The organism is Amycolatopsis sp. CA-230715, assembly GCF_018736145.1.
Classification (GTDB): Bacteria; Actinomycetota; Actinomycetes; order Mycobacteriales; family Pseudonocardiaceae; genus Amycolatopsis.
Map to the genome: position 1 here is coordinate 1,649,562 of NZ_CP059997.1, position 22,435 is coordinate 1,671,996.

The following is a 22,435-nucleotide window of genomic DNA, read 5'->3' on the forward strand; positions in this document are numbered from 1 at the left end:
GTGTTCAGTATCAGTGCCGTGAAGGTGGCCTTCAGGGGGTTAAAAGGGCGCTACATAAGAGAAAGCGGCCCCGGTTCCGTGATGAGAACCGGGGCCGCGTTTCGTGCTACGTCAGTGCTTCGAGCTGGCGCCGGACTCCGGCGCGATCTCGGCGGGCGCTTCGTCAGCCTGCGGGCTGTGCCCGTTCGAGCTGTGCCCGTTGGAACCGTGGCCGTTGGCGTGTGCCCTGGCCAGCGCGGCGGTTTCCTCCACCGGGTCCGGCCGGAGCAGCGAGCCCGCCACCGGCTGGCCCGCCGTGCCCAGCTTGTTCATCTTCTTCGGCACCGGCGCGCCCTGGTACTCCAGCGGGATCGCGTGGCCGTGGTCGTCCGTGCCGCCGAGCGGCTGGTGGATTTCGATGAACTCACCGTGCGGGAGCCGCTTGATGATGCCGGTTTCCACGCCGTGCTCCAGCACCTCGCGGTCCGCCCGCTGCAGGCCGAGGCAGATCCGGTAGGTGATGAAGTACGCCAGCGGCGGCACGATCAGGATCCCGATGCGGCCGGCCCAGGTGGTCGCGTTCAGCGAGATGTCGAACCGGTCCGCGATGATGTCGTTGAACCCGGACAGCTCGATCACCATGAAGAACCCGAGCGCCATCGCGCCGAGGCTCGTCCGCACCGGCACGTCGCGCGGGCGCTGCAGCAGGTTGTGGTGCGCGGTGTCGCCGGAGAGCTTGCGCTCCAGCCACGGGTACACCAGCAGCAGCGTGATCAGGATCGGCATGCCGATCGCACCGGCGAAGAACACCGCCGGGATCGTGTAGTTGCCGAGGTAGACCTCCCACGCCGGGAAGATTCGCAGCATGCCGTCGGCCCAGGCCATGTACCAGTCCGGCTGCGAACCGGCCGACACCTGCGAAGGGTTGTACGGCCCGATGTTCCAGATCGGGTTGATCTGGAACAACCCCGACATCAGCGCGATGACACCGGTGACGACGGCGAAGAACGCCCCGCCCTTGAGCGCGAACACCGGCATGATCCGGACGCCGACGACGTTGGTCTCCTTGCGCCGCACCCCGGGGAACTGGGTGTGCTTCTGGTACCAGACCAGCGCGAGGTGCACCGCGATCAGCCCGAGCATGATGCCGGGCAGCAGCAGGATGTGGATCGTGTACAGCCTGGGGATGATCTCGGTGCCGGGGAACTCCCCGCCGAACAGCGCCCAGTGCAGCCAGGTCCCGATCACCGGCACCGAGAGCACGATGCCGGACAGCGTCGCGCGGATACCGGTACCCGAGAGCAGGTCGTCCGGCAGCGAGTAGCCGAAGAAGCCCTCGAACATGCCCAGGATCAGCAGCAGCGCGCCGATCACCCAGTTCGCCTCGCGCGGCCTGCGGAACGCTCCGGTGAAGAAGATCCGGAACATGTGCACCATCATCGACGCCACGAACAGCAGCGCCGCCCAGTGGTGCACCTGGCGCACGAACAGCCCGCCGCGCACGTCGAACGAGATGTCCAGGGTGCTGGCGAACGCCCTGGTCATCTCCTGGCCCTGCAGGTTCCGGAAGCTGCCGTGGTAGACGACCTCCTGCATGGAGGGGTCGAAGAACAGCGTCAGGTAGACACCCGAGAGCAGCACCACGATGAAGCTGTAGAGCGCGATCTCGCCGAGCAGGAACGACCAGTGGCTCGGGAACACCTTGTTGAGCTGGTGGCGAATGCCCTTCGCCAGGTGGTACCGGTCGTCGGCCCACTGCGCGGCGGCACCCGCCGCCTGCTCCGCCGGGTTGGTGCCCTTGGTCGGCGTGGTGAGTGAACTCATGACTTACGCTCCCAAAAGGCCGGTCCAACGGCCTCGATGAAGTCGCCTCGCGCGATCAAGTATCCCTTGTCGTCAACCGTGATGGGAAGCTGGGCGAGCGCGCGGGTGGCCGGGCCGAAGATCGGCTTGCCGTAGTGGAGCGCGTCGAACTGCGACTGGTGGCACGGGCAGAGGATGCGGTTGGTGCGCTGCTCGTACAACGAGGTCGGGCAGCCGACGTGGCTGCAGATCTTCGTGTACGCGTAGTAGTCGCCGAAGTTGAAGTCCTCCTGGCCCTTCCGCTTGACGACCCTGGCCGCGTCGGAGGGGCGGAGGCGGATCAGCATCACGGGGTTGTCGGAGCGGTGCAGTGCCGCCGACAGCGCCTCGTGGTCACCGCGCTCGGACTCGCGGAACGGGAACACCGTCTCCATCCCGCCCGCGTCGAGGTCCTCCGCGCGGACCAGCACGACCTCTTCGGGGCGGCCGGTGTTCCGTCGCATGTAGACGACCTCACCGGGGTGCTGCGGCTGCCAGCCGGTGTGCCACAGCGAATCCTTGTTCTCGGTGTTCTTCCACGGGTCCTTGATGAAGGACGCGACCGGCAGCGCCGCGGCGGCGAGCCCGATCCCGGCGGCGCCGAGTCCGGCCGACCGCTTGATCAGCGAGCGGCGGGCGATCGTGCTGCGGGTGCCCGCGTCGGCGAGCTGGGCGACGATGGTGGCCTTGTCGACCTCCTTGGAGCCGCCGTCACCGCGCTCCTGCACCGCGAGCTCGTGCGGGATGAACTTCTTGGTGTACAGCAGGATTCCGATGCCAAGGCCCAGTACGGCGAGGCCGAGCGTGATGCCGAGGAACGGCGTGTACAGGCTGTACAGGAAATGCCCGTGCTCATTGCCGGGTGCCTCGTACTTCCACGGCCACCAGATGAGCGACACCACGAACAGCAGCCCGGCGAGGCCGGAGATCGCGAACCACAGCGCGATGAGGCGCTCCGCGCGCTTCTCCGCGCGGGTCCCCTTGACCGGCCACGGGTCCGGGTACTCGACGAGCGTGACGCCGTCGAGCTTGGTACCCAGCTCGACGAGCTGGTCCCGGTTCATCTTCGCGAGTTCCGCCTCCGACGGCGGCTTCACTTCCTCGCCACTCATGCCTTCGATCCAATCCACAAGGTGACGCCGACCAGTGCGGCGATACCCACCACCCATGCCACGAGGCCTTCGGTGGCGGGGCCGAGCCCGCCGAGCCCGTTGCCGCCGGGGTTGTTGTTGCCGTCCGACACCGACTTGACGTAGGCGATGATGTCCTTCTTCTCCTCCGGCGAGAGCTGCCGGTCGGAGAACTTCGGCATGTTCTGCGGGCCGGTGAGCATCGCGTCGTAGATCTGCTCTTCGGTGGCAGGGCCGAGTTCCGGCGCGAACTTCCCGGCGGAGAGCGCACCGCCCTGTCCGGTGAAGTTGTGGCAGGAAGCGCAGTTGAGGCGGAACAGCTCGCCGCCGCGGGCGGAGTCGGGCCCGCGCAGGGCCTCGCCCTTCTCGGCTGGCCGCTGCGGGCCGCCGCCGTGCGCCTGGATGTACGCGCTGACCGCGTCGATCTCCTCCGGCGTCAGCTTCGGTGGCTTGCGCGCGACCTGCGCCTCCTGGCGCACCGCGGGCATGCGGCCGGACGAGGTCTGGAAGTAGACGGCGGCTTCGCCGATCCCGATCAGGTTCGGGCCGCGGTCCTTGACGCCTTCGAGGTTCGCGCCGTGGCACTCGATGCAGGTGTTGTTGTAGACCTGCTCGCCCTGGCGCAGCAGCGCCGGGTCACCCTGCGCCTGCGCGGTCTGCGGCTTCGGGGCGAAGATCCCGTAGGCGGCACCCGCACCGACGAGGGCGACGAAGAGCGCGAGTGCGCCGGCGATCCGCCTGCGCACCTTCGTCCGGGCGCGGGAGCGGCCCTTCGAAGACTTTTCCGTGGTGGTCATTCTGCGGCAACCCTTGCTGTCAGTTCGGGACCAGTGGTGGCGGGCTCTGCGGTCACGGGATCAGGTAGATGACCGCGAACAGGCCGATCCAGACGATGTCGACGAAGTGCCAGTAGTACGACACGACGATCGCCGAGGTCGCCTGCGCGGGCGTGAACTTGCTGAGCCTGGTGCGCATCAGCAGGAACACGAACGCGATCAGGCCACCGATGACGTGCAGCCCGTGGAAACCGGTGGTGAGGTAGAACACCGTGCCGAACGGGCCGGACGGGATCGTCACCCCTTCGCCGATCAGGTTCAGGTACTCGTTGCCCTGACCGGCGACGAAGATCGCCCCCATGATCAGGGTCAGCATGTACCAGCGGCGCAGGCCGTACACGTCACCGCGCTCGGCGGCGAACACGCCGAGCTGGCAGGTGAAGGACGAGGCGACCAGGATCACCGTGAACGGGATCGCGTACGGCACGTTCAGGTGGATCGGCTCACCGCTGGACTCCAGGATCGGCGGCCAGTGGCCGGTCGAGTTCTGTGCCTTGACGGTGAAGAACATCGCGAACAGCCCAGCGAAGAACATGAGCTCGCTGGACAGCCACACGATGGTGCCGACGCTGACCATGTTCGGCCGGTTCAGCGAGTGCACCCGCTGGCTGATGGTGGGAGCTGCCGTTGTCACGAGTCGCATTATGTCTCCCCGAGCCCGGACCCCGCCGTTCGGGTCCCGGCGGGTCGCGGCTGAACTGGATCACACTGGAGAAGGACGAAGGACGGGGGCTACTCGTGAGTTTTCTCGATCGGGTGCGTGACCTGGTCAGAAGGCCGAAGGAACCACCGCTGTCGCTCGACAGCCCCGGGCTCGAGGTGGTCGTGACGGCCTTCGACATGGCCGAAGCGGACTCCGCGGCGCTGGCGCGCTCACCCGCGTGGGCGGCGGAAAAACCCGCCGTGCTGCGCCATCACCTCCTGTTACCGCCCGGCCGGGTCGCCGAGGCCGCGAAAGTGCTGGCGCAGGACGGCTGGGCGCTGGGCGAACCGGAGGACGGCACCGGCGGGATGGTCCTGGTGCACGCCAGGCGCGTCCAGGTGCTCGACGCGCTGCACTGCGCGCAGGAGCGGTCGAGGATGGCCGGGCTCGCGCAGCGCCTCGGCGGGGATTCACTCGGCTGGGACGCCCTGCAGCCCGGTACCGCGGGACCGGCGCCAGGCGATAGCATCGCGTGACCCACCACACGATGAGGCCGGAGGCGACATGTCCGAGCAGCCGATGAGGATTCTGGTGTTCAGCCACCGGGCCGAGGTCCGCGAGTCGATCATCTCCGCCATCGGCCGCAGGCCGGCCGCCGACATCGGCAGGGTCGAATACATCGAGCACTCCGGGGTCGGCGACGTGCTTGCCGACATGGACGAGGGCACCGTCGACCTCGCGATCCTCGACGGCGAGGCGCAGCCGACCGGGGGCATCGGGCTGACCCGCCAGCTCAAGCACGAGATCGAGGACTGCCCGCCGATCGTGGTTTCGGTGCGCCGCAAGGACGACCGGTGGCTCGCGACCTGGTCCCAGGCGGACGCCGTGCTGGTGCACCCGCTCGACCCGCTGACCGCGGCCGAGACCGTCGCCGACGTCCTGCGCGCGCGGCGGGTCCCCGTCGTCAGCGGGTGACCGGCATGCCGCACACCTGGCCCGCACTGCTCGGCCCGCTGATCTCGGGCGAAAACCTCGCCGCCGCCGACACCGCGTGGGCGATGGACCAGATCATGTCGGGCGCGGCGACACCGTCGCAGATCGCCGCCTTCGCGGTCGCGCTGCGCGCCAAGGGCGAGACCCCGGCCGAGATCGCGGGCCTCGCCGACGCGATGCTCAAGCACGCGCGCCGCGTCGAGGTCGACGGGCGCGCGGTCGACATCGTCGGCACCGGCGGCGACCGCTCCGGCTCGGTGAACATCTCCACCATGACCTCGATCGTGGTGGCTTCGGCTGGCGCACCGGTGGTCAAGCACGGAAACCGCGCGGCGTCGTCGAAATCGGGTGCGGCCGACGTGCTGGAAGCGCTCGGCGTCGCGATCGACCTTCCCCCGGCCGACGTGCGGCGCAGCATCGCCGAACTCGGCATCGGGTTCTGCTTCGCGCCGGTGTTCCACCCCGGGTTCCGGCACGCCGGGCCGACCCGAGGCGAACTGGGCGTGCCGACCACGTTCAACCTGCTCGGCCCGCTGACGAACCCGGCGCAGCCCTCGTCGGCGCTGATCGGCTGCGCCTACCAGGACAAGACCGAGGTGCTCGCGCAGGTGTTCGCGCGCCGCGGCGCGACGGTGCTCGTGGTGCGCGGTGACGACGGGCTCGACGAGCTCACCACGACGACCACCAGCACCGCGTGGGTGGTGCACGGCGGCGCGGTGCGGAAGGCCACCGTTCGTCCGTCCACACTGGACATCCCGGTCGCGACAGCGGAGGACCTCCGGGGCGGCGACGCGGCCACCAACGCCGAGGTCGTGCGAGAGCTCGTCGGCGGGAAAACCGGCCCGGTGCGCGACGCCGTGCTGCTCAACGCGGGCGCCGCGCTGGCGGCGTTCAACGGCTTCTCCGGCTCGCTCGACGACGATCTCCGCACCGGCATGGCGAAAGCCGCCGAGGCGATCGACAGCGGCGCGGCGGGCGATCTGCTGGCCCGCTGGGCGGCGTTCTCCCGCGACGCGCGAGCCTGACGGGGACACGAAAAAGGCCCTCCGGAAACATCGTTCCCGGAGGGCCTTTTCGGTGGTCTTACTCCTCGTTCGGGCCGGTGTGGTACTCGAAGACCAGGCCGCCGATCGCGATCAGCAGCACCACCAGGGTGACGATGAGCATCCAGACGTGGAAGAACGCCAGCGAGATCCCGGCCATCGCCACCGCGGCGGCCATCGCGATCGGCCAGTAGCTGCCGGGGCTGAAGAAGCCCAGCTCGCCGGCGCCGTCGCTGATCTCGGCCTCTTCCCTGTCCTCCGGGCGCGGCTCGATGCGGCGCGCCACGAACCGCAGGTAGCTCCCGGCCAGCAGGGACAACCCGCCGGTCAGGATCAACGCGACCAGCCCGACCGGTTCGACGCCGTACCCGCTCATGTAAGCGGTCATCACGCCGTACACGATCGCCACGAGGAACGCAAACCCCGTGATGATGTCGAAGATCCGGGCTTCGACCTTCATGGTCCTGTCCTCACTCTCACACTGGCTCGGCGACTGGCTGGGCGTACCCGGCCTCAGCCGGTGGCCGTCCGCCGGGTGCGGTCGGTGTCGAACGGCTGCGTGGTCACCGCGTGCGGCGTGCACAGCTCACCGCAGTTGAGCGCGGTCAGCGCCTCGGCCGCGGTGTTCGGCGCGGCGGTCATCGGGTTGATCTGGGTGCGCAGCTGCAGGTAGCGCTGGTACTTGTCCGGCGACAGCGCGCGCACCTCGAAGTTCATCACCGAGTGGTACGTGCCGCACAGTTCCGCGCACCGGCCGACGAAGGAGCCTTCGCGGTCGATGCTGTTCTGGAACGAGAAGTCCTGGTTGTTCTTCTCCGGGTACGGCATGACGTCCCGCTTGAAGTGGAACTCCGGCACCCAGAACGAGTGGATCACGTCGGTCGAGCGGAGGTTGTACTGGATGGTCTTGCCGGTGGGCAGGACCAGCAGCGGGATCTCGCCGGAGCTGCCGACGGTGGACACCGGCTGGCCGTCGGGCTTCGCGGTGCCCGGGTAGCGGAACTCCCAGTTCCACTGGAAGGCGACCACGTCGACGGTGACGTCGGGGTCCTTCTTCTTGTCCAGCACCGAGCCTTCCGTGGTGGCGGTGAAGAAGAACAGCACGCACACCATGATGACCGGCACGACGACGCAGAACAGCTCGAGCGGCACGTTGTACTGGAACTGCCTCGGCAGTTCCTCGTTCTCACCTGGCGCGAGCTTCTTCTTGCGGTGGAACGCCACCGTCCAGAAGATCAGCGCCCACACGATCACGCCGACGACGAGCGCGGCGATCACGGACCAGGTCCACAGATCGCGCATCTTGTCGGCCTGCGGGGTGACCCCGACCGGCCAGCCGAAGCGCAGGACCTCGTCGCCGGAGCACCCGGTCACCGCGAGCGCGATCAGCGCGCCCAGTGCGGCCACCTTGGCGGTCTTCACCGAACGCTTCGCTTTGGGCGTTGCATCGTGCCCGTTCACCCAGAGCCTCCTAGACCGATCTGTTGGACAGTGCGGAGCCTAGCCGAGTTACCCGGTCTCGCTGACCAAGGGGTAACCACGGGCGGGCGGGTGTCGCGCGCGGACACCCGGGGCGCGCCCGTGCCCGCGTCGGCGACCGGCATACTTGGGGCTTCGTTTCCCGGCCACAAACCTGAGGTGTGTGACTACGCGTGTGCGGCCTGCTTGGACTGATCTGCGCCACCGAGACCGAGGCGGCGAACGCGCGTGACGCGGTCGGCGCCGCGCTGCGCTGCCAGCGCCACCGCGGCCCCGACGAGACCGACACCTGGGCCGACGCCGAGGTCGTCTACGGGTTCAACCGGCTCGCGTTCATCGACCTCGCGCACTCGCACCAGCCGCTGACCTGGGGTCCGCCGGAGTCGCCGAGCCGGTACACGATGAACTTCAACGGCGAGATCTACAACTACCTCGAACTGCGCGAGGAGCTGGCCGCCGAGCACGGCGTGAAGTTCAACACCGAGGGCGACGGCGAGGCGATCGTCGCGGCCTACCACCACCTCGGCGCCGACGCGGTGAAGAAGCTGCGCGGCATGTTCGCCTTCATGATCTGGGACGCCGACACCAAAACTGTCTTCGGCGCGCGCGACCCGTTCGGCATCAAGCCGCTGTTCTACTCGGCGGGCCCGCACGGCGTCGCCTTCTCGAGCGAGAAGAAGAGCCTGCTGGAGCTGTCCTCCGCGCTCGGCGTGGCCGAGGAGCTGGACCAGACGGCGCTTCAGCACTACCTGACGCTGCAGTACGTGCCGGAGCCCGAGACGCTGCACCTCGGGATCCGCCGCGTCGAGTCGGGCACGTCCTTCCGGCTCCACCCCGGCGGCACCGTCGAGTTCACCCGGTACTTCCACCCGCAGTTCGCCGCCAAGCCGGTCAACGGCGAGGCCGAGGCGGAGGCGCTGTACGAGCGCATCGCCGACGTGATGCGCGACTCGGTTTCCAAGCACATGATCTCCGACCCGGACGTCACGGTCGGCGCGTTCCTCTCCGGCGGCATCGACTCCACGGCCACCGCGACGCTCGCGAAGGAGCACAACCCGAACCTGATCGCGTTCACCACCGGGTTCGAGCGCGAGGGCTATTCCGAAGTGGACGTCGCGGCCGAATCGGCGGCGGCGATCGGGGTGAAGCACGTCGTCCGCACGGTGTCGGCCGAGGAGATGATGGAGGCGCTGCCGCTCATCGTCTGGTACCTCGACGACCCGGTTGCCGACCCCGCGCTGGTGCCGCTGTGGTTCATCGCGCGCGAGGCGCGCAAGCACGTCAAGGCGGTGCTCTCCGGTGAGGGCGCGGACGAGCTCTTCGGCGGCTACACGGTCTACAACGAGCCGATTTCGTTGGCACCGTTCGAAAAGATCCCCGGCGGCGTGCGGAAGCTGCTCGGCAAGGTGTCCACGAAGATCCCCGAGGGCACGCGCGGCAAGGACCTGCTGCGCCGCGGCTCGCTGACCCTGGAGGAGCGCTACTACGGCAACGCCCGCAACTTCCGCGACGAGCAGTTGCGCGCGGTGCTGCGGGATTACCGCGAGGGCGTCGGTTTCCAGGATGTCACCGCGCCCTGGTACGACGTCTCGCGCGGCTGGGACCCGGTAGCGCGCATGCAGCACGTCGACCTCTACACCTGGCTGCGCGGCGACATCCTGGTCAAGGCGGACAAGGTGACCATGGCGAACTCGCTGGAACTGCGGGTGCCGTTCCTCGACGCCGAGGTGTTCAAGGTCGCCGCCTCGATCCCGCTCGACCAGAAGCTCGCGCACGGCACCACGAAGTACGCGCTGCGCAGGGCGCTGGCCAAGATCATCCCGGAGCACGTGCTGAACCGGCGCAAGCTCGGCTTCCCGGTCCCGATCAAGCACTGGCTGCGCACCGACATGTACGACTGGGCCCGCGGCATCATCTCGGACTCGAAGACCGACGAGCTGCTCGACAAGAAGGCCGTGCTGGCGATGCTCGAGGAGCACAAGGCCGGTCAGCTCAACCGCAGCCGCCAGCTGTGGGCGCTGCTGGTGTTCATGCTGTGGCACGGCATCTTCGTCGAGCACCGCATCAAGCCGGACATCCCGGAACCGGTCTACCCCGTCAAGCTCTGACCTTTCCGGGCGAGTCGCGATGCCCCGAAGGTGACCTTCGGGGCGCTGGATGCCCTGAAAGCCACCTTCGGGGCGCACGAAAGCCCGCCGCGAGGGCCGAGATCCTGACACAGACCGCCCAAGAGGAGCCTTCGGCGACATACACGACCCGACCCCTCTATAGGAGCATCTTTCGGGGCACGCTCACGTTCCGGGCTTCCAGGCGCGCGGCGGGAAGAGGGTCAGGGCCGCGGGGAGCAGGACGCCGCGCACGAGCGTGGCGTCGACGAGGATGGCCAGCGCCATGCTCACGCCCATCATCTTGTACTCGATGGCGTCGAGCAGCACGAAGATCGCGAACACCGCGGTCATGATCGCCGCCGCGCTCGTGACGACGCCGGAGCTGCGCGCGATCCCGTCCACCACGGCTTCGCGCACGCCCATCCCGGCGGCGCGGCGTTCGCGGATCCGGCTGAGGATGAAGATGTGGTAGTCCATGCTCAGCCCGAACAGCATCACCAGCAGGAACATCGGCAGCCACGACACCACCCCGCCGTACGAGGTGAAGCCGAACAGCCCCGACAGGTTCCCGTACTGGAAGATCCACGTCAGCGCACCGTAGGCGGCGCCGACCGACAGCAGGTTCAGCGCGATCGAGATCAGCGGGACCACCACCGAGCGGAACGAAAACGCCAGCAGCGCGAAGGCGAGCGCGAGCACGACGCCGAACACGAGCGGGACGCGGCCGACGAGGATCCGGTCGAAGTCGTAGGCGATGGCGGTCTTGCCGGTCACCGCGTGCTCGACGCCGGGCACCTGCCCGAACGTGGCCGGGACGACCTCGTTCCGGAGCAGTTCGAGCGCGCGTTCGGAGGTCGGGTCCGTGCTCGACCCCGCCAGTGGCACCCGCACCACGAGCGCCCTGTCCACGCGCACCACCGTGACGGGTTCGGCGAGCAAACCGCCGCTCGCCGCGATCCGCGCGCGCAGGCCGCCGAGGGCGCCCGCCACCCGCGTTTCGTCCACCACACCGCCGGAATCCCAGAGCACGACCTTGGCGGGCGCGATCACCCCGGGGAACGCCTCGTTGACACGCACCGCCGAGTCCACAGTGGACTCGCTACGCGGGACGCTGTCGATGCTCGCGGCCTGCTGCAGGTGCATGCCGAGCGCGGGAAGCGCCATGACGAGCAGGACCAGCGCCGCCGTCCCGCCCCAGAGCACCGGCCGCCGCACCACGACGCGCGCCACCGCGGACCAGATCCTCGACTCCTCCGCCGCGGTGCGCCGCCCGCCGATCCACGGCAGCCGCCCGCGGTCGATTCTGTTGCCCAGCAAGGAAAGCAGCGCGGGCAGGAAGGTGACGGCACCGAGCACGGCGACCCCGACCACGAGCCCGGTCCCGACACCCGCGCCGCGCAGGTTGTCGAGCCCGGTCACCAGCATGCCGGACAGGCACAGGATCACCGTCACCCCCGACACGACGATCACGTGGCCCGAGGTGCGCGCGGTGATCCGTAGCGCGTCGGGGCCGGAACGCCCTGCCGCGCGCTCCTCCCGCAGGCGGCGCACCGAAAACAGCGTGTAGTCCACGCCCACCGCCATGCCGATCAGCAACGCGATCGCGTTCGTCGCGCTGTTGATCGGCAGCACCTTGGCCACCAGCGCGATCAGCCCGAACGCGCCGCCCACCGCGGTCACCGCGAGCAGCATCGGGAGCACCGCAGCGACCAGCGCGCCGAACACCAGCAGCAGGATCGCCAGCGTCACACCGACCGAAATGAGGCCGGCGCGTTCGACGTCGTCGTTGAGCGAGGAGTTGACCACGCTGCTCAGCGTCCGGTCCCCCGCCTGGTCGAGCCGGGCCGCGGGATGTCGTGCCGCGACCGCGTCGACGGCGGCGGCCGCGGCCTCGCCGTGCGCGGCCACCCGGTCGTCCGGCCCGGCGAGCGTGAACGTGAGCAGTGCCGAGCCGTCGCGGGAAATCCGGTTAGGACTGTCCGAAGGGGACTGAACGGCAGCGACGGCGCCTTCGGTGCCGTGCAGGCTCGTGACCAGATCCTCAATGGTGGCGCGGAGTTCGGCCGCGTCGCGGGACTGGATCAGCACGTTCTCGCGAAGGGGCTCGTACTCCCGTTGTGCGTCGAGCGCGATCTTCGCGATACCCGACTCCCCCGGGTCCGCGCCCTTCGCGTCGTGGCCCGGCAGGACCGCACTGATCAGCACGGTCAGCACCACGAGTACGAGCCAGCCCGCGATGGCGAGCGCGCGGTGCCGGACCGACCAGTCCGAAATCCGCTCGACGACGGGTGTCCGCGCAGAAGAGGGCGCGGCGATGGTGCGCAGCATGAACTAAGATCCTTTGCTGGAAGGGTGTTTCCGGTGCCTACGGTGCGTCTTTCCTCACCTGGGCCGTCGAGTTGCCGCTCGGCGGCCCAGGGCTTCGTATGCGGTTATTCGACCTGCTGCAGGATCCTTTCGACGGAGTCGACGCGGGCCCGCATTTCGGTGAGCTGACCGGTCAGCTCGGTGAGCGTGCGCTCCATGCCCCGCAGGGAGGCGAGCCCTTCGTCGGCGATCTTGCGGTATTCGACCTCGCGCGCGATCCGCGCCTTTTCCCTGCGGATCGCGGCGATCTGCGTGATCGCGACGACCACGACCACGATCAGCAGCGTGAAGATCCCGATCGTGCCGACGAACTCCTGCCAGCTCCGGTCCATCACCGGTCCCCTTCCCCTTCACCTCGGGTGTCCGCACCCGGCTTGGTCAGCGTCTTCACCGCGGCCGCGACGGCCTCGGGCGTCAGGTGCAGCGCGAACGGGCGCACCTCGTAGAACTTCATGGCCTTGCCGTCATCGGAGAGCTCCATCCGCGACGACACGAGCCCGGCCGCTTCCAGCTTCCGCAGGTGGACCTGGAGCAGCGCCCTGCTGATGCCCAGTTCGCGCGCCAGCCTGCTGACGTAGTCGGGCGCGCGCGCCAGTGCCGCGACCACCCGCAGCCGATGGGGGTTCGCCAGCGTCGCGAGCATCGCCAGCAGTTCGTCCCCGGTCGGCACGGCGTCGGTCACAACGAAACCCTGCACATGCCAATAAAAGTTAGCAGGTGTCGGCCGATAGCACCAGCTAAAGCACGAAGGCCGCCTCCCCGAGGGGAAGGCGGCCTTCGCGAGGTGCGGGAATCAGCCGGGCAGTATGGGCGAAAGCTCCATCGCGGCCTCGGCGCCGAACGCGTCGGCCAGGCGCTCGACCGCGGCCGCCTTGTCCAGCGACCAGTCCTGCGGGCCGACCGTCTCGAACGACATCACGCCGATGAGCGCGCCGAGCTGGGCCGCGCGCTCGAGCCCGAGCCCGGCGGAGATCGCGGCGAGGAAACCGCCGCGGAAGCCGTCACCGGAGCCGGTCGGGTTGGCCGAGCCCTGCGCGGGCACCGCCGAGATCTTGAAGTCGACGTCGTCGCCGACCACCTGCGCGCCGTCCTCGGCCAGCGTGGTGACCCGCAGGCCGACCCGGTCGGCGACCTCGGCCTCGGTCCAGCCGGTCTTCTGGAGCAGCAGCTCCCACTCGTAGGCGTTCGTGAACAGGTACTTCGCGCCGACCACGAACTCACGGACCTGCTCGCCGTCCATCCTGGCCAGCTGCTGCGAGGGGTCGACGCCGAAGTCGATGCCCAGCGCGCGGCATTCCACGGCCCTGCTCAGCATCGCGGCGGGGTCGTCGGGGGCGATCAGCACCAGGTCGAGCCCGCCGACCCGCTCGGCGATGGGCGCCACCTTGATCAGGTCGGCCTCGGCCATCGCGCCCGCGTAGAACGACGAGATCTGGCACATGTCGTCGTCGGCGGTCGACACGAACCGCGCGGTGTGCTTCTTCTCGGACACGTAGACCGAGGAGCAGTCCACGCCGTTCAGCTCGAGCCACTCGCGGTACTCGTCGAAGTCTCTGCCGACGGCCCCCACCAGCAGCGGCGACGCCCCGAGCACCCCCATCGCGTAGGCGATGTTCGCGCCGACCCCGCCGCGGTGGATCTCGAGGTCGTCCGCGAGGAAGCTGAGCGAAATCTGGTGCAGCTGCTCCGGCACGATCTGCTCCGCGAATCGTCCGGGGAAGTGCATCAGATGGTCGGTTGCGATACTGCCGGAAACCGCGATCTTGGCCTTGGCTGCCACCCGAGCTCCTTCGTCATCGATCGCTTTACCGTCCTGAACGCGCGAAGTTACCCGCAGGTATATAACCCGTACGGGTAGTTGGCGCCCGCTCGTCGACACTACCGGTTGGTAAGCCTTCTCCGGCCACGATCTCGCTCGTAACGTCGTCGCCGTGAGCATCGCCACCGAACCAGAAACGCTCGGCGAACTGATCGCCGACTGCGCGCTGATCCCGTCGTCCCTGGTCACCGAGACCCCAGCGGTACCCCCGCAGGCGGCGAGGCCGTGGACGGTCGACGACACCTGCCAGGCACAGGTCGCCGAATACGACGCCTACATCTGACCCGTTCGGACCAAAGAGGGCCCTCACCGGCGAACCGGTGAGGGCCCTCTTGGCACGGGTGCGCTCAGTGGAACGAGTCGCCGCAGGCGCAGGAGCCGCCCGCGTTCGGGTTGTCGATGGTGAAGCCCTGCTTCTCGATCGAGTCGACGAAGTCGATCGTCGCGCCCTGCACGTACGGCGCGCTCATCCGGTCGACCGCGACCTGGAGGCCGCCGAAGTCGCGGAAGAGGTCGCCGTCGAGCGTGCGCTCGTCGAAGAACAGCTGGTAGCGCAGTCCGGCGCAGCCACCGGGCTGGACGGCGATGCGAAGGTGCATGTCGTCACGGCCCTCCTGCTCGAGCAGGGCCTTCGCCTTGGCGGCGGCCGTGTCGGTCAAGAGCACGCCGTGGGTCTCTTCGGCGGCCTCGGCCTGCGTGGCGCCGGTCTCAGCGGTCGTCATGGGTCTCCCTCTGGTGTTGCTGGCGGCGAGTACAGGTATCTCTGAAGCGTTCAACACCTGCGGCCCGTCATCTGTTCCGCACTGGCACTCGCCCTCCATGGTGACACATCGAACGACCAGGTGAACATCGGCGGTGAGCTGTGCAATACCCTGGTCAGGTGAGGTTCCTGCGCCGCAACAGCACCACAGCCACCGACGACCCCGAAACCGAGGGGCCCGACGGTGGCGAAGAAGTCGAGCCGCAGACCAGGGGATACACCCCGGGGAAGGGCCGTGCCACGCCGAAGCGGCGCGAGGCGGAAGCCAAGCGGCGCGGCCCCGTCGCGCCGCCGCCCCGCACGACGCGCGAGGCGCTCAAGCGCAACAAGGAACTCCGCAAGGCCAACCCGGTCAGCAAGGAGGACCGCCGCGCCGCCGCGAAGGAACGCCGCGAGCGGATGGCCGCCGGTGACGACCGGTACCTGCTCCCCCGCGACCGCGGCCCGGTGAAGGCCTACGTGCGCGACGTGGTGGACTCGCGCCGCCACCTGGTCGGCCTGTTCATGCCGCTCGCGGTGCTGGTGTTCGCCGGGATGCTCATGCCCCCCGGCATCCAGCAGATCGCCACGCTCGCGTTCATGCTGCTGCTGATATTGATGATCGTCGAAGGCATCCTCACCGGGCGCCGCGTGTCGAAGCAGACGCGCGCGAAGTTCCCGAACGAAACCATCAAGGGCATGTCCATCGGCTGGTACGCGTTCATCCGCGCCAGCCAGATCCGCAAGCTCCGCATGCCGAAACCGCGCATCCAGATCGGCGACCCCGTCTCCTGACCGGGATTCAGCGCGGCAGGAGGCGTTCGGCGATCGGAACGTCGTGCGGGTAGGTGACCTTCAGGTTGAGCTGCTCGCCGGGCACCCAGTGCACGGGCAGGGCGGCGAAGCGCTCCATGCAGGACGCCGTGTCGGTGCCGACGAAGCCTTCGTCCGCCGCCTGTTCGTAGGCGGCCAGCAACGCGTCCGCGCGAAATCCCTGCGGTGTCTGCACGCGGACCGAGGTGCCCGGCGGGCGCCCGGTCACCGCGCCCTCGGCGGTCACCGCGAGCAGGTCGCCCGCGACTAGCCCCGGCACCGCTCCCCCGTGCTCCCTCGCCGTGCGCAGGACCCGCTCGACCAGTTCGCGGCCCACCAGGGGGCGCGCGCCGTCGTGCAGGAGGACGGTGTCGATCAGGCCGTCCCCGATCCGCTTTCCGAGGTGCCGCAACGCGTTCAGCTCGGATTCCTGCCTGGTCGCCCCGCCGTGCACGACCTCGACGGTGCCGTCGAAGGCACCGAGCACCTCGTCGGCCAGTTCGGCGTCCTGGGGCCGGATCACGAGCACCAGCGTGCCTATGCCGGGCACGCCCGCGAAGGCGCGCAACGACCACCACACGAGCCGCCTGCCGCCGAGCGGGAGGTAGACCTTGTTCAGCTCGGCGCCGACCCTTGTGCCCGCGCCACTGGCGAGCACCACGGCGGCGGCATGGGAAGCGGGCGAATCGGTATCCGGCACAGCGGAAGCATACGGAGCGCGCGGCACCGGTAGCGTGACCGCGTGGACACCGACGCCGAGCCCCGCATCGAGTTCAACGACCTCCCCGCGCCGGACGAGGTCGCCCGCGCCGCGGCCGCCGAGCTGCACGGCGCGCTGATCAAACCGGCGGGTTCGCTGGGCAGGCTGGAGGAGCTCGGCGTCTGGGTGGCGTCGTGCCAGGGCCAGTGCCCGCCGCGGCCGTTCACCCGCCCTCGCGTGGTGGTCTTCGCCGCCGACCACGGCGTCGCGGCGAATGGCGTTTCGGCGTACGCGCCCGAGGTCACCGGGCAGCTCGTCGGCAGCGTGCTCACCGGTGCCGCCCCGGTCAACGTGGTGGCCTCGGCGGCGGGCGCGAGCGTGCGCGTAGTGGACGTCGGCGTCGCCTCCGACACCCCGCGGCCGGTGGCGTCTTTCAAGGTGCGCAAGGGTTCCGGCTCGATCGACCGTGAGGACGCGCTGACCGACGAGGAGACCAGGGCGGCCGTGCTGGCCGGGATGAGCGTCGCCGACGCGGAGGTCGACGGCGGCGCCGACCTGCTCATCGCGGGCGATCTCGGGGTCGGCAACAGCACGCCGTCCGCGGTGCTGGTGGCCGCGCTGACCGGCAGCGAGCCGGTCGCCGTGGTGGGCAGGGGTTCCGGGATCGACGACACCGCGTGGATGCGCAAGGCGGCGGCGATCCGGGACGCGCTGCGCCGGGCGCGCACCGTGCTGGCCGATCCGCTCGCGCTGCTGCGCACGGCCGGCGGCGCGGAACTCGCCGCGATCGCCGGGTTCCTGGCGCAGGCGGCGATGCGGCGGACGCCGGTCCTGCTCGACGGGCTCGCGGTGGGCGCGGCCGCGCTGGTCGCCGAGGAACTCGCACCGGGCGCGCGCTCGTGGTGGGTCGCGGCGCACCGCGGCGGCGAACCCGCGCAGGCGCTCGTGCTCGAACACCTCGACCTGGAGCCGATCCTGGACCTCGACATCCGGCTCGGCGAGGGCGCCGGTGCCGCGATCGCGCTGCCGCTGCTGAGCACCGCGACGAGGCTGCTCGCCGAAACCGCCACCTACGAGCAGGCAGGCGTCACCCCGCCGGTCATCGCACCGCCCGCCGGATAGCCCCGCGAGAAAAAGCTGCCCGGGTCCCGCGACCCGGGCAGCTTTTCCGTCAAGCGAGCTTGTGCATCCAGCCGTGGGGGTCGGCTTCGGTGCCGTCCTGGATGCCGGTGAGGCGCTCGCGCAGCTTCATGGTGAGCTCGCCTGGCGCGCCGTCGGCGACGGTGAACCCGCCGCCCGCGTGCTTGACACTGCCGACCGGGGTGATGACCGCGGCGGTACCGCACGCGAACACCTCGGTCAGTTCGCCGGAGGCCGCCGCCTTCTCCCATTCGTCGGTGGAGATGCGGCGCTCGTCGACCCGGTGGCCGAGATCGGAAGCGAGGCGCAGCAACGAATCGCGGGTCACGCCGGGCAGGAGCGAGCCGGTCAGCTCCGGGGTGACGACGCGGGCGTCGGCGCCGGAGCCGAACACGAAGAACAGGTTCATGCCGCCCATTTCCTCGACCCAGCGGCGTTCCACCGCGTCGAGCCAGACCACCTGGTCGCAGCCCTTCTCGACGGCCTGCGCCTGCGCGACGAACGACGCCGCGTAGTTGCCGGCGCACTTGGCGAACCCGGTGCCGCCGGGCGCCGCGCGCACGTACTCGGTGGACAGCCACACGCTCACCGGCTTGACGCCGCCGGTGAAGTACGACCCGGCGGGCGAGCCGAACAGCGTGTAGACGTACTCGGTCGCGGGCGCGTTCACGCCGAGCCCGACGGAGGTCGAGATGAGGAACGGGCGGAGGTACAGGCTGTCGCCGTGGCGGGTGGGCACCCACCGCTCGTCGGCGGCGACGTACTCCCGCAGCGAACCGAGGAACAGCTCGTCGGGGAGCTCGGGCATGGCGAGGCGGCGCGCGGAGTTGCGGAACCGCGCGGCGTTGGCGTCGGGACGGAACGAGGCGATCGAACCGTCCGGCTGGCGGTAGGCCTTGAGGCCTTCGAAGATCGACTGGCCGTAGTGCAGCACCGAAGTGGCCGGGTCCAGGGTGAACGGCGCGTAGGGGCCGACGGTGGCGTCGTGCCAGCCCTGCCCGGCGCTCCACTTGATCGTGACCATGGTGTCGGTGAAGAACGTCCCGAAGCCCGGATTCGCCAATACCTCCGCGACACGCTCCGCGGAGGCGGGAGCGGGATTGGGGGTATGCGTGAAGGACATCGTGGTCGTCATGGGAGCAGAATACTTCTTAGTTGGACGTCCGAGCATTCGCCGGTCACCCGCTCCCGCCTTTAGGATGACCGGGTGACCTACAACCTCCCCGAGCCCGCCGTCGGCAACAGCGTGTCCGCGGGAAGGGCCTCGGACGTGAAGACGTTCGCCGCCGCGGCGCTGCTGACCTTCGGCGCCGGCATGCTCGTCCTGGTCGGCTACCTGTTGCTGGACAGCTTCTTCGGCGGTTTCCTCGGCGCGGTCGGTGCCGTGTTCGCCATCATCTGGTGGCGCAGCGTGCACGAAAAGGCGTTCCCGCGCGATCTCCCCGCGAAGTCGTTGATCATCCTCGCGGTGGTCAACGCGGTACTCGGCGTCATCACCTTCCTGCTCACCACCTGAGCCCGCGTGCCGCCGCGCCTCCGCCTGCCCGCCGAGCGCGAGGACCGCATTCTCGCGGACGCGCTCGACCTCATCACCGAACGCGGGTTCGACCGCGTGACGATCGACGCGGTGGCCGCGCGCTCCGGCGCGTCGAAGGCGACGCTGTACCGGCATTGGGCGAGCAAGGAAGAGCTGCTCGTGTCCGCCGTGCGGCGCCAGGCCTCGATGCCCTTCGAAGTCCCCGATCACGGCGTGTTCCGTGACGACGTGCTGTTCGCGCTCCGGCTCGCGTCGCGCTGGCTGACCGAGAACGGCGAGGTGTTCCGGTCCCTCATCGACGCGGGCCGCCGCGACCCGTCGATCGAGCGGGAGATCGCACGGCAGATCGTCGAGCCGCACGACGCGATGTGGACGAACCTGATCGACCGGTGGCGCGGCCGCGACGGGATCGGCGGCGCCGTCGACCTGGCGTGGCTGCACGATCTGTGCGAAGGCCTGCTGCTGCGCCGGCTCGCGGTGACCGCGCCACCGCCGACGGACGACGAGCTGGTGCGCTTCACCGACGAGGTCCTCGTCCCCGCCTTCACGGTCTGATCGGCCCTTGTCGCCAGCGAGTACGAAACTGTACAGTTTCGCTTAGGTAAGGCAACCCTACCTACTTGCCCAGTCAGGAAGTACTCCCATGGCACTCTTGCCGAAGCGGAAGAGCCCGGACTCCCGGCGGCCGCTCAGCGCGCGGGTCGTGCGCACCGAACGCACCTCCGAGCACTTCGTCACGATCACGATCGGCGGCGAGGACCTGGCCGATTTCGCACCGATGGGCGCCGACCAGTGGTTCCGGTTCTTCTTCCCCCGCGAAGGACAACGCGAACTGCGGCTGCCCACCTCGTCCTCGGAACTGGGCTGGATGGCGCAGACGATGCGGATGGGCCAGGCCACCCGCCCGTGGGTCCGCAACTACACCGTGCGCGCGTTCCGCCGCGACGCGCTCGAACTCGACATCGAATTCGTGGCGCACGGGGACGCCAGCCCCGGTTCGGCGTTCGCGACGCGAGCCGAACCGGGCGACGACGTCGGTCTGCTCGACGAAGGGATTTCCTACCTGCCACCGGAAGGATCGCGACAACTCCTCGTCGCCGACGAAAGCGCGCTCCCCGCCGCACTCGCGATCCTCGACGGCGCGCCCGCGGACCTGGTGGCGAAGGTGCTCCTGGAGGTGCCGTCGAGCGCCGACATCCGGAAGGTCGACGCGCCCGACGGTGTGGAAATCCGCTGGCTCCCCCGTGACGGCGACGACCGCTACCCGGGCAGGCTCGCGCTGGAAACCCTTGCCACCGAAGAACTTCCGGCCTCGCCGTACTACGCGTGGATCGCGGGCGAGAGCGGGTTGGCGACCGGCGCGCGCCGGTTCCTGAACCGCGAGCGCGGCGTGCCGAAGTCCGATATCGCGTTCCTCGGCTACTGGCGGACGGGCCGGTCCGCGCCCGGTTAGGCCTGCGCGGCAGGGCGGACCACGATCTCGTTGACGTCGACCTCCGGCGGCTGCTCGATAGCGAACGCGATCGCGCGGGCGATCGCGTCCGGCGGAATCGCCATCGCCGCGTAGCGGGTCTTCACCTCCGATTCCGGTACGTTTTCGATGAATTCGGTGCGCGTCACCCCGGGCGAAATCACCGAAACCCGCACCGATTCACCGGCTTCTTGGCGCAGCCCTTCGGAAATCGTGCGCACGGCCACTTTCGTCGCCGAATAGACGGCTTGTCCCGGCACGGTTTTGTACGCGGCGGTGGACGCGGTGTGCACGAACTGCCCGTGCCCCTGCTCGCGGAACACCGGCAGGGCGGCGGCGATGCCGTGGAGCACGCCCTTCAGGTTGACGTCGATCATCGCGTCCCATTCTTCGACGCCCGACGAGTCCAGCGGAGCGACGGTCGCGACCCCGGCATTGCCGACCAGCACGTCGAGGCGACCGAACCGGTCCACGGCGAGCTGGACGAGGTTCGCCACGTCCGCGGGCTTCCGCACGTCCGCTTCGGCCACGGCGACCTCGGCGCCCGCGTCGGCCAGACCGGCCGCGAGGGCGTCCAGCCGATCCTTCCGCCGCGCGCCCAGCACCAGCTTCGCGCCCCGCGAGGCGAGCAGTTTCGCGGCCGCGGCCCCGATCCCGCTGCTGGCACCGGTGATGACGACGACCTTGCTCTCGATTCCCGACACGTTCGACACCTTCCCAAACGGACACGTGTCCGTTTGGGAGTCAGCCTACCGGACACGTGTCCGGTAGGCTGCTCAGCTCGCCGAGGTGACGACGCTCCCGCGCCAGGCTTCGTTGTCCTGCACCGATCCGTCGTGCCCCGGCACCACCGGGATGTCCGCGGCGGTGATCCCGTCGAGGTAGAGACCGGCTTCCTCGCCCGCGACGGCCACGGACCGCTTGCGGCGCTTGGCTTCGATACCGGCGACGGTCACCGCGCGCGGCTCGCCCGCGACCGCGATCGTGGCGGCCTGCCCGACGCGGACGGCCCCCTCGGTCACGGTTCCGGTGAGGAGAACACCTCGCAGGGGAACGACCAGGACACGCTCGACGGTGAACCGGAACGGCTCGACTGGCGCCGAGTCCGGTGCGGGATCCCGGCGTCGGGAAAAGAGGGCCATGGCCGAATCATCGCAAGGGCCCGCTCCCCCGGTTTCACCGCGCCAGGCGAAGACTGCCCTCGATCGCGCCGAACGCGCGCCGCACGCACTCGGGCAGTTCACCGGGGGCGCAGTCGGGCAGCCACTCGGCCAGCGCGCAGTTCCACGCGGCCACGAAGAACTCGACCAGCAGCCGCAGTTCGAGCCGGTCCGGGTCGCCGATCCGCCGCGCGATCTCGGCCTGGACCCCGGCGCAGAAGCGCCGCGAATACCCGTCGAGGGACGACGACCGCTCGATCAGCCGCAGGGTCGCCGGGAAGCGCCGGTACCAGTCCTCGTCCATCCGTTCGAGCGCGGCGAGCATGGTGTCGCGGAAGACGTCGACCAGCGGCCCCGTCCGTCCCGGCTCGTCCAGCGCCGCCAGGAAGACGTCCCACAGCTGCTTCGCCGCGGTGAACGCCACGTCCTCCTTCGAGCGGAAGTTCCGGAAGAACGTCCGCTTCGACACCTCGACCGCGTCGACCAGCGCGTCGAGCGTGGTGGCCTCGAATCCGCGCTCGGTGAACATCGACACGGCGGTTTCCGCCAGCGCTTGGCGGGTGCGCTGCTTCTTGCGTTCCCGCAGGGAGACGGGCACTTCCGAGGTCGGCATCGGCCCAGCCTAGCGCCGACGCG

The 22,435-nt window shown here is 69.5% G+C and carries 26 protein-coding genes; 10 read left to right on the plus strand and 16 right to left on the minus strand.

Annotated elements, in window-relative coordinates:
• Window positions 1–111: 111 nt before the first annotated feature.
• From qcrB to ctaE, 4 genes are read right to left on the minus strand one after another with little or no spacing between them, the layout of a single operon-like run.
• The gene (qcrB, locus tag HUW46_RS07790) at window positions 112–1,803 is read right to left on the minus strand and encodes a cytochrome bc1 complex cytochrome b subunit (RefSeq protein WP_215546642.1); all 1,692 of its coding nucleotides are present in this window, start codon (window positions 1,801–1,803) and stop codon (window positions 112–114) included.
• A complete protein-coding gene (qcrA, locus tag HUW46_RS07795; RefSeq protein WP_215546643.1) occupies window positions 1,800–2,933 on the minus strand; it encodes a cytochrome bc1 complex Rieske iron-sulfur subunit in 1,134 nt (377 codons plus the stop codon). Before qcrA ends, qcrB begins: the two co-directional genes overlap by 4 nt.
• A complete protein-coding gene (gene qcrC / locus HUW46_RS07800; RefSeq protein ID WP_215546644.1) occupies window positions 2,930–3,748 on the minus strand; it encodes a cytochrome bc1 complex diheme cytochrome c subunit in 819 nt (272 codons plus the stop codon). Before qcrC ends, qcrA begins: the two co-directional genes overlap by 4 nt.
• Window positions 3,749–3,800: 52 nt before the next feature.
• On the minus strand, window positions 3,801–4,430 hold the full coding sequence (gene ctaE / locus HUW46_RS07805; protein WP_215546645.1) for an aa3-type cytochrome oxidase subunit III: 630 nt from the start codon (window positions 4,428–4,430) through the stop codon (window positions 3,801–3,803).
• 95 nt (window positions 4,431–4,525) lie between these two features.
• Between ctaE and HUW46_RS07810 the strand changes: the two genes are divergently transcribed.
• From HUW46_RS07810 to trpD, 3 genes are read left to right on the plus strand one after another with little or no spacing between them, the layout of a single operon-like run.
• Entirely contained in the window at window positions 4,526–4,966 is a 441-nt protein-coding gene (locus HUW46_RS07810; RefSeq protein ID WP_215546646.1) for a ribonuclease E inhibitor RraB, read from the plus strand.
• Between the two features lie 28 nt (window positions 4,967–4,994).
• Entirely contained in the window at window positions 4,995–5,405 is a 411-nt protein-coding gene (locus HUW46_RS07815) for a hypothetical protein (protein ID WP_215546647.1), read from the plus strand.
• Between the two features lie 5 nt (window positions 5,406–5,410).
• Window positions 5,411–6,448: an anthranilate phosphoribosyltransferase gene (trpD, locus tag HUW46_RS07820; RefSeq protein WP_215546648.1), complete on the plus strand. Its 1,038-nt coding sequence runs from the start codon at window positions 5,411–5,413 to the stop codon at window positions 6,446–6,448.
• Window positions 6,449–6,506: 58 nt separating this feature from the next.
• Here the strand turns inward: trpD and HUW46_RS07825 are convergent, their stop codons facing one another.
• The gene (locus HUW46_RS07825; RefSeq protein WP_215546649.1) at window positions 6,507–6,926 is read right to left on the minus strand and encodes a cytochrome c oxidase subunit 4; all 420 of its coding nucleotides are present in this window, start codon (window positions 6,924–6,926) and stop codon (window positions 6,507–6,509) included.
• A gap of 53 nt (window positions 6,927–6,979) precedes the next feature.
• Window positions 6,980–7,888, minus strand: coding sequence for an aa3-type cytochrome oxidase subunit II (gene ctaC, locus HUW46_RS07830; RefSeq protein WP_254125918.1), 909 nt, complete (start codon window positions 7,886–7,888; stop codon window positions 6,980–6,982).
• A gap of 230 nt (window positions 7,889–8,118) precedes the next feature.
• Here ctaC and asnB point away from each other — a divergent pair, with 230 nt between their 5' ends.
• Window positions 8,119–10,053 (plus strand): asparagine synthase (glutamine-hydrolyzing), encoded by a 1,935-nt coding sequence (asnB, locus tag HUW46_RS07835; protein WP_215546651.1) that lies wholly within the window; start codon window positions 8,119–8,121, stop codon window positions 10,051–10,053.
• A 183-nt stretch (window positions 10,054–10,236) separates the two neighbouring features.
• On the opposite strand, the gene HUW46_RS07840 is transcribed toward asnB, so the two are convergent.
• The 4 genes from HUW46_RS07840 to HUW46_RS07855 all read right to left on the minus strand — a co-directional run bounded on the left by HUW46_RS07840 (window position 10,237) and on the right by HUW46_RS07855 (window position 14,200).
• Window positions 10,237–12,381, minus strand: a complete 2,145-nt coding sequence (locus tag HUW46_RS07840) for an MMPL family transporter (protein ID WP_215546652.1) — start codon at window positions 12,379–12,381, stop codon at window positions 10,237–10,239.
• A gap of 104 nt (window positions 12,382–12,485) precedes the next feature.
• On the minus strand, window positions 12,486–12,752 hold the full coding sequence (locus HUW46_RS07845) for a hypothetical protein (RefSeq protein WP_215546653.1): 267 nt from the start codon (window positions 12,750–12,752) through the stop codon (window positions 12,486–12,488).
• On the minus strand, window positions 12,752–13,102 hold the full coding sequence (locus tag HUW46_RS07850; protein ID WP_254125920.1) for an ArsR/SmtB family transcription factor: 351 nt from the start codon (window positions 13,100–13,102) through the stop codon (window positions 12,752–12,754). Before HUW46_RS07850 ends, HUW46_RS07845 begins: the two co-directional genes overlap by 1 nt.
• Before the next feature lie 111 nt (window positions 13,103–13,213).
• Window positions 13,214–14,200 (minus strand): carbohydrate kinase family protein, encoded by a 987-nt coding sequence (locus HUW46_RS07855; protein WP_215546654.1) that lies wholly within the window; start codon window positions 14,198–14,200, stop codon window positions 13,214–13,216.
• Window positions 14,201–14,351: 151 nt separating this feature from the next.
• Between HUW46_RS07855 and HUW46_RS07860 the strand changes: the two genes are divergently transcribed.
• Window positions 14,352–14,522 carry a hypothetical protein gene (locus HUW46_RS07860; protein ID WP_215546655.1) on the plus strand — a complete coding sequence of 57 codons (171 nt, stop codon included), beginning with the start codon at window positions 14,352–14,354 and terminating at the stop codon, window positions 14,520–14,522.
• A 64-nt stretch (window positions 14,523–14,586) separates the two neighbouring features.
• On the opposite strand, the gene HUW46_RS07865 is transcribed toward HUW46_RS07860, so the two are convergent.
• The gene (locus HUW46_RS07865; protein ID WP_215546656.1) at window positions 14,587–14,961 is read right to left on the minus strand and encodes a HesB/IscA family protein; all 375 of its coding nucleotides are present in this window, start codon (window positions 14,959–14,961) and stop codon (window positions 14,587–14,589) included.
• A gap of 158 nt (window positions 14,962–15,119) precedes the next feature.
• Here HUW46_RS07865 and HUW46_RS07870 point away from each other — a divergent pair, with 158 nt between their 5' ends.
• Window positions 15,120–15,773, plus strand: a complete 654-nt coding sequence (locus HUW46_RS07870) for a DUF3043 domain-containing protein (RefSeq protein WP_215546657.1) — start codon at window positions 15,120–15,122, stop codon at window positions 15,771–15,773.
• 7 nt (window positions 15,774–15,780) lie between these two features.
• Here the strand turns inward: HUW46_RS07870 and HUW46_RS07875 are convergent, their stop codons facing one another.
• Entirely contained in the window at window positions 15,781–16,452 is a 672-nt protein-coding gene (locus HUW46_RS07875) for an IspD/TarI family cytidylyltransferase (RefSeq protein WP_215549735.1), read from the minus strand.
• 81 nt (window positions 16,453–16,533) lie between these two features.
• Here HUW46_RS07875 and cobT point away from each other — a divergent pair, with 81 nt between their 5' ends.
• On the plus strand, window positions 16,534–17,613 hold the full coding sequence (gene cobT, locus HUW46_RS07880; RefSeq protein WP_215546658.1) for a nicotinate-nucleotide--dimethylbenzimidazole phosphoribosyltransferase: 1,080 nt from the start codon (window positions 16,534–16,536) through the stop codon (window positions 17,611–17,613).
• Between the two features lie 49 nt (window positions 17,614–17,662).
• On the opposite strand, the gene HUW46_RS07885 is transcribed toward cobT, so the two are convergent.
• Window positions 17,663–18,766, minus strand: a complete 1,104-nt coding sequence (locus HUW46_RS07885; RefSeq protein ID WP_215546659.1) for a branched-chain amino acid aminotransferase — start codon at window positions 18,764–18,766, stop codon at window positions 17,663–17,665.
• Between the two features lie 72 nt (window positions 18,767–18,838).
• Here HUW46_RS07885 and HUW46_RS07890 point away from each other — a divergent pair, with 72 nt between their 5' ends.
• From HUW46_RS07890 to HUW46_RS07900, 3 genes are all read left to right on the plus strand, one after another.
• A complete protein-coding gene (locus HUW46_RS07890) occupies window positions 18,839–19,147 on the plus strand; it encodes a hypothetical protein (protein WP_215546660.1) in 309 nt (102 codons plus the stop codon).
• A gap of 6 nt (window positions 19,148–19,153) precedes the next feature.
• Window positions 19,154–19,723, plus strand: a complete 570-nt coding sequence (locus tag HUW46_RS07895) for a TetR/AcrR family transcriptional regulator (RefSeq protein ID WP_215546661.1) — start codon at window positions 19,154–19,156, stop codon at window positions 19,721–19,723.
• Window positions 19,724–19,811: 88 nt separating this feature from the next.
• Window positions 19,812–20,621, plus strand: coding sequence for a siderophore-interacting protein (locus tag HUW46_RS07900; RefSeq protein ID WP_215546662.1), 810 nt, complete (start codon window positions 19,812–19,814; stop codon window positions 20,619–20,621).
• On the opposite strand, the gene HUW46_RS07905 is transcribed toward HUW46_RS07900, so the two are convergent.
• From HUW46_RS07905 to HUW46_RS07915, 3 genes are all read right to left on the minus strand, one after another.
• A complete protein-coding gene (locus tag HUW46_RS07905) occupies window positions 20,618–21,343 on the minus strand; it encodes an SDR family oxidoreductase (protein ID WP_215546663.1) in 726 nt (241 codons plus the stop codon). The genes HUW46_RS07900 and HUW46_RS07905 overlap by 4 nt on opposite strands.
• A 72-nt stretch (window positions 21,344–21,415) precedes the next feature.
• On the minus strand, window positions 21,416–21,781 hold the full coding sequence (locus HUW46_RS07910) for a hypothetical protein (RefSeq protein ID WP_215546664.1): 366 nt from the start codon (window positions 21,779–21,781) through the stop codon (window positions 21,416–21,418).
• A 34-nt stretch (window positions 21,782–21,815) separates the two neighbouring features.
• Window positions 21,816–22,412: a TetR/AcrR family transcriptional regulator gene (locus HUW46_RS07915; protein ID WP_215546665.1), complete on the minus strand. Its 597-nt coding sequence runs from the start codon at window positions 22,410–22,412 to the stop codon at window positions 21,816–21,818.
• Window positions 22,413–22,435: the final 23 nt, after the last annotated feature.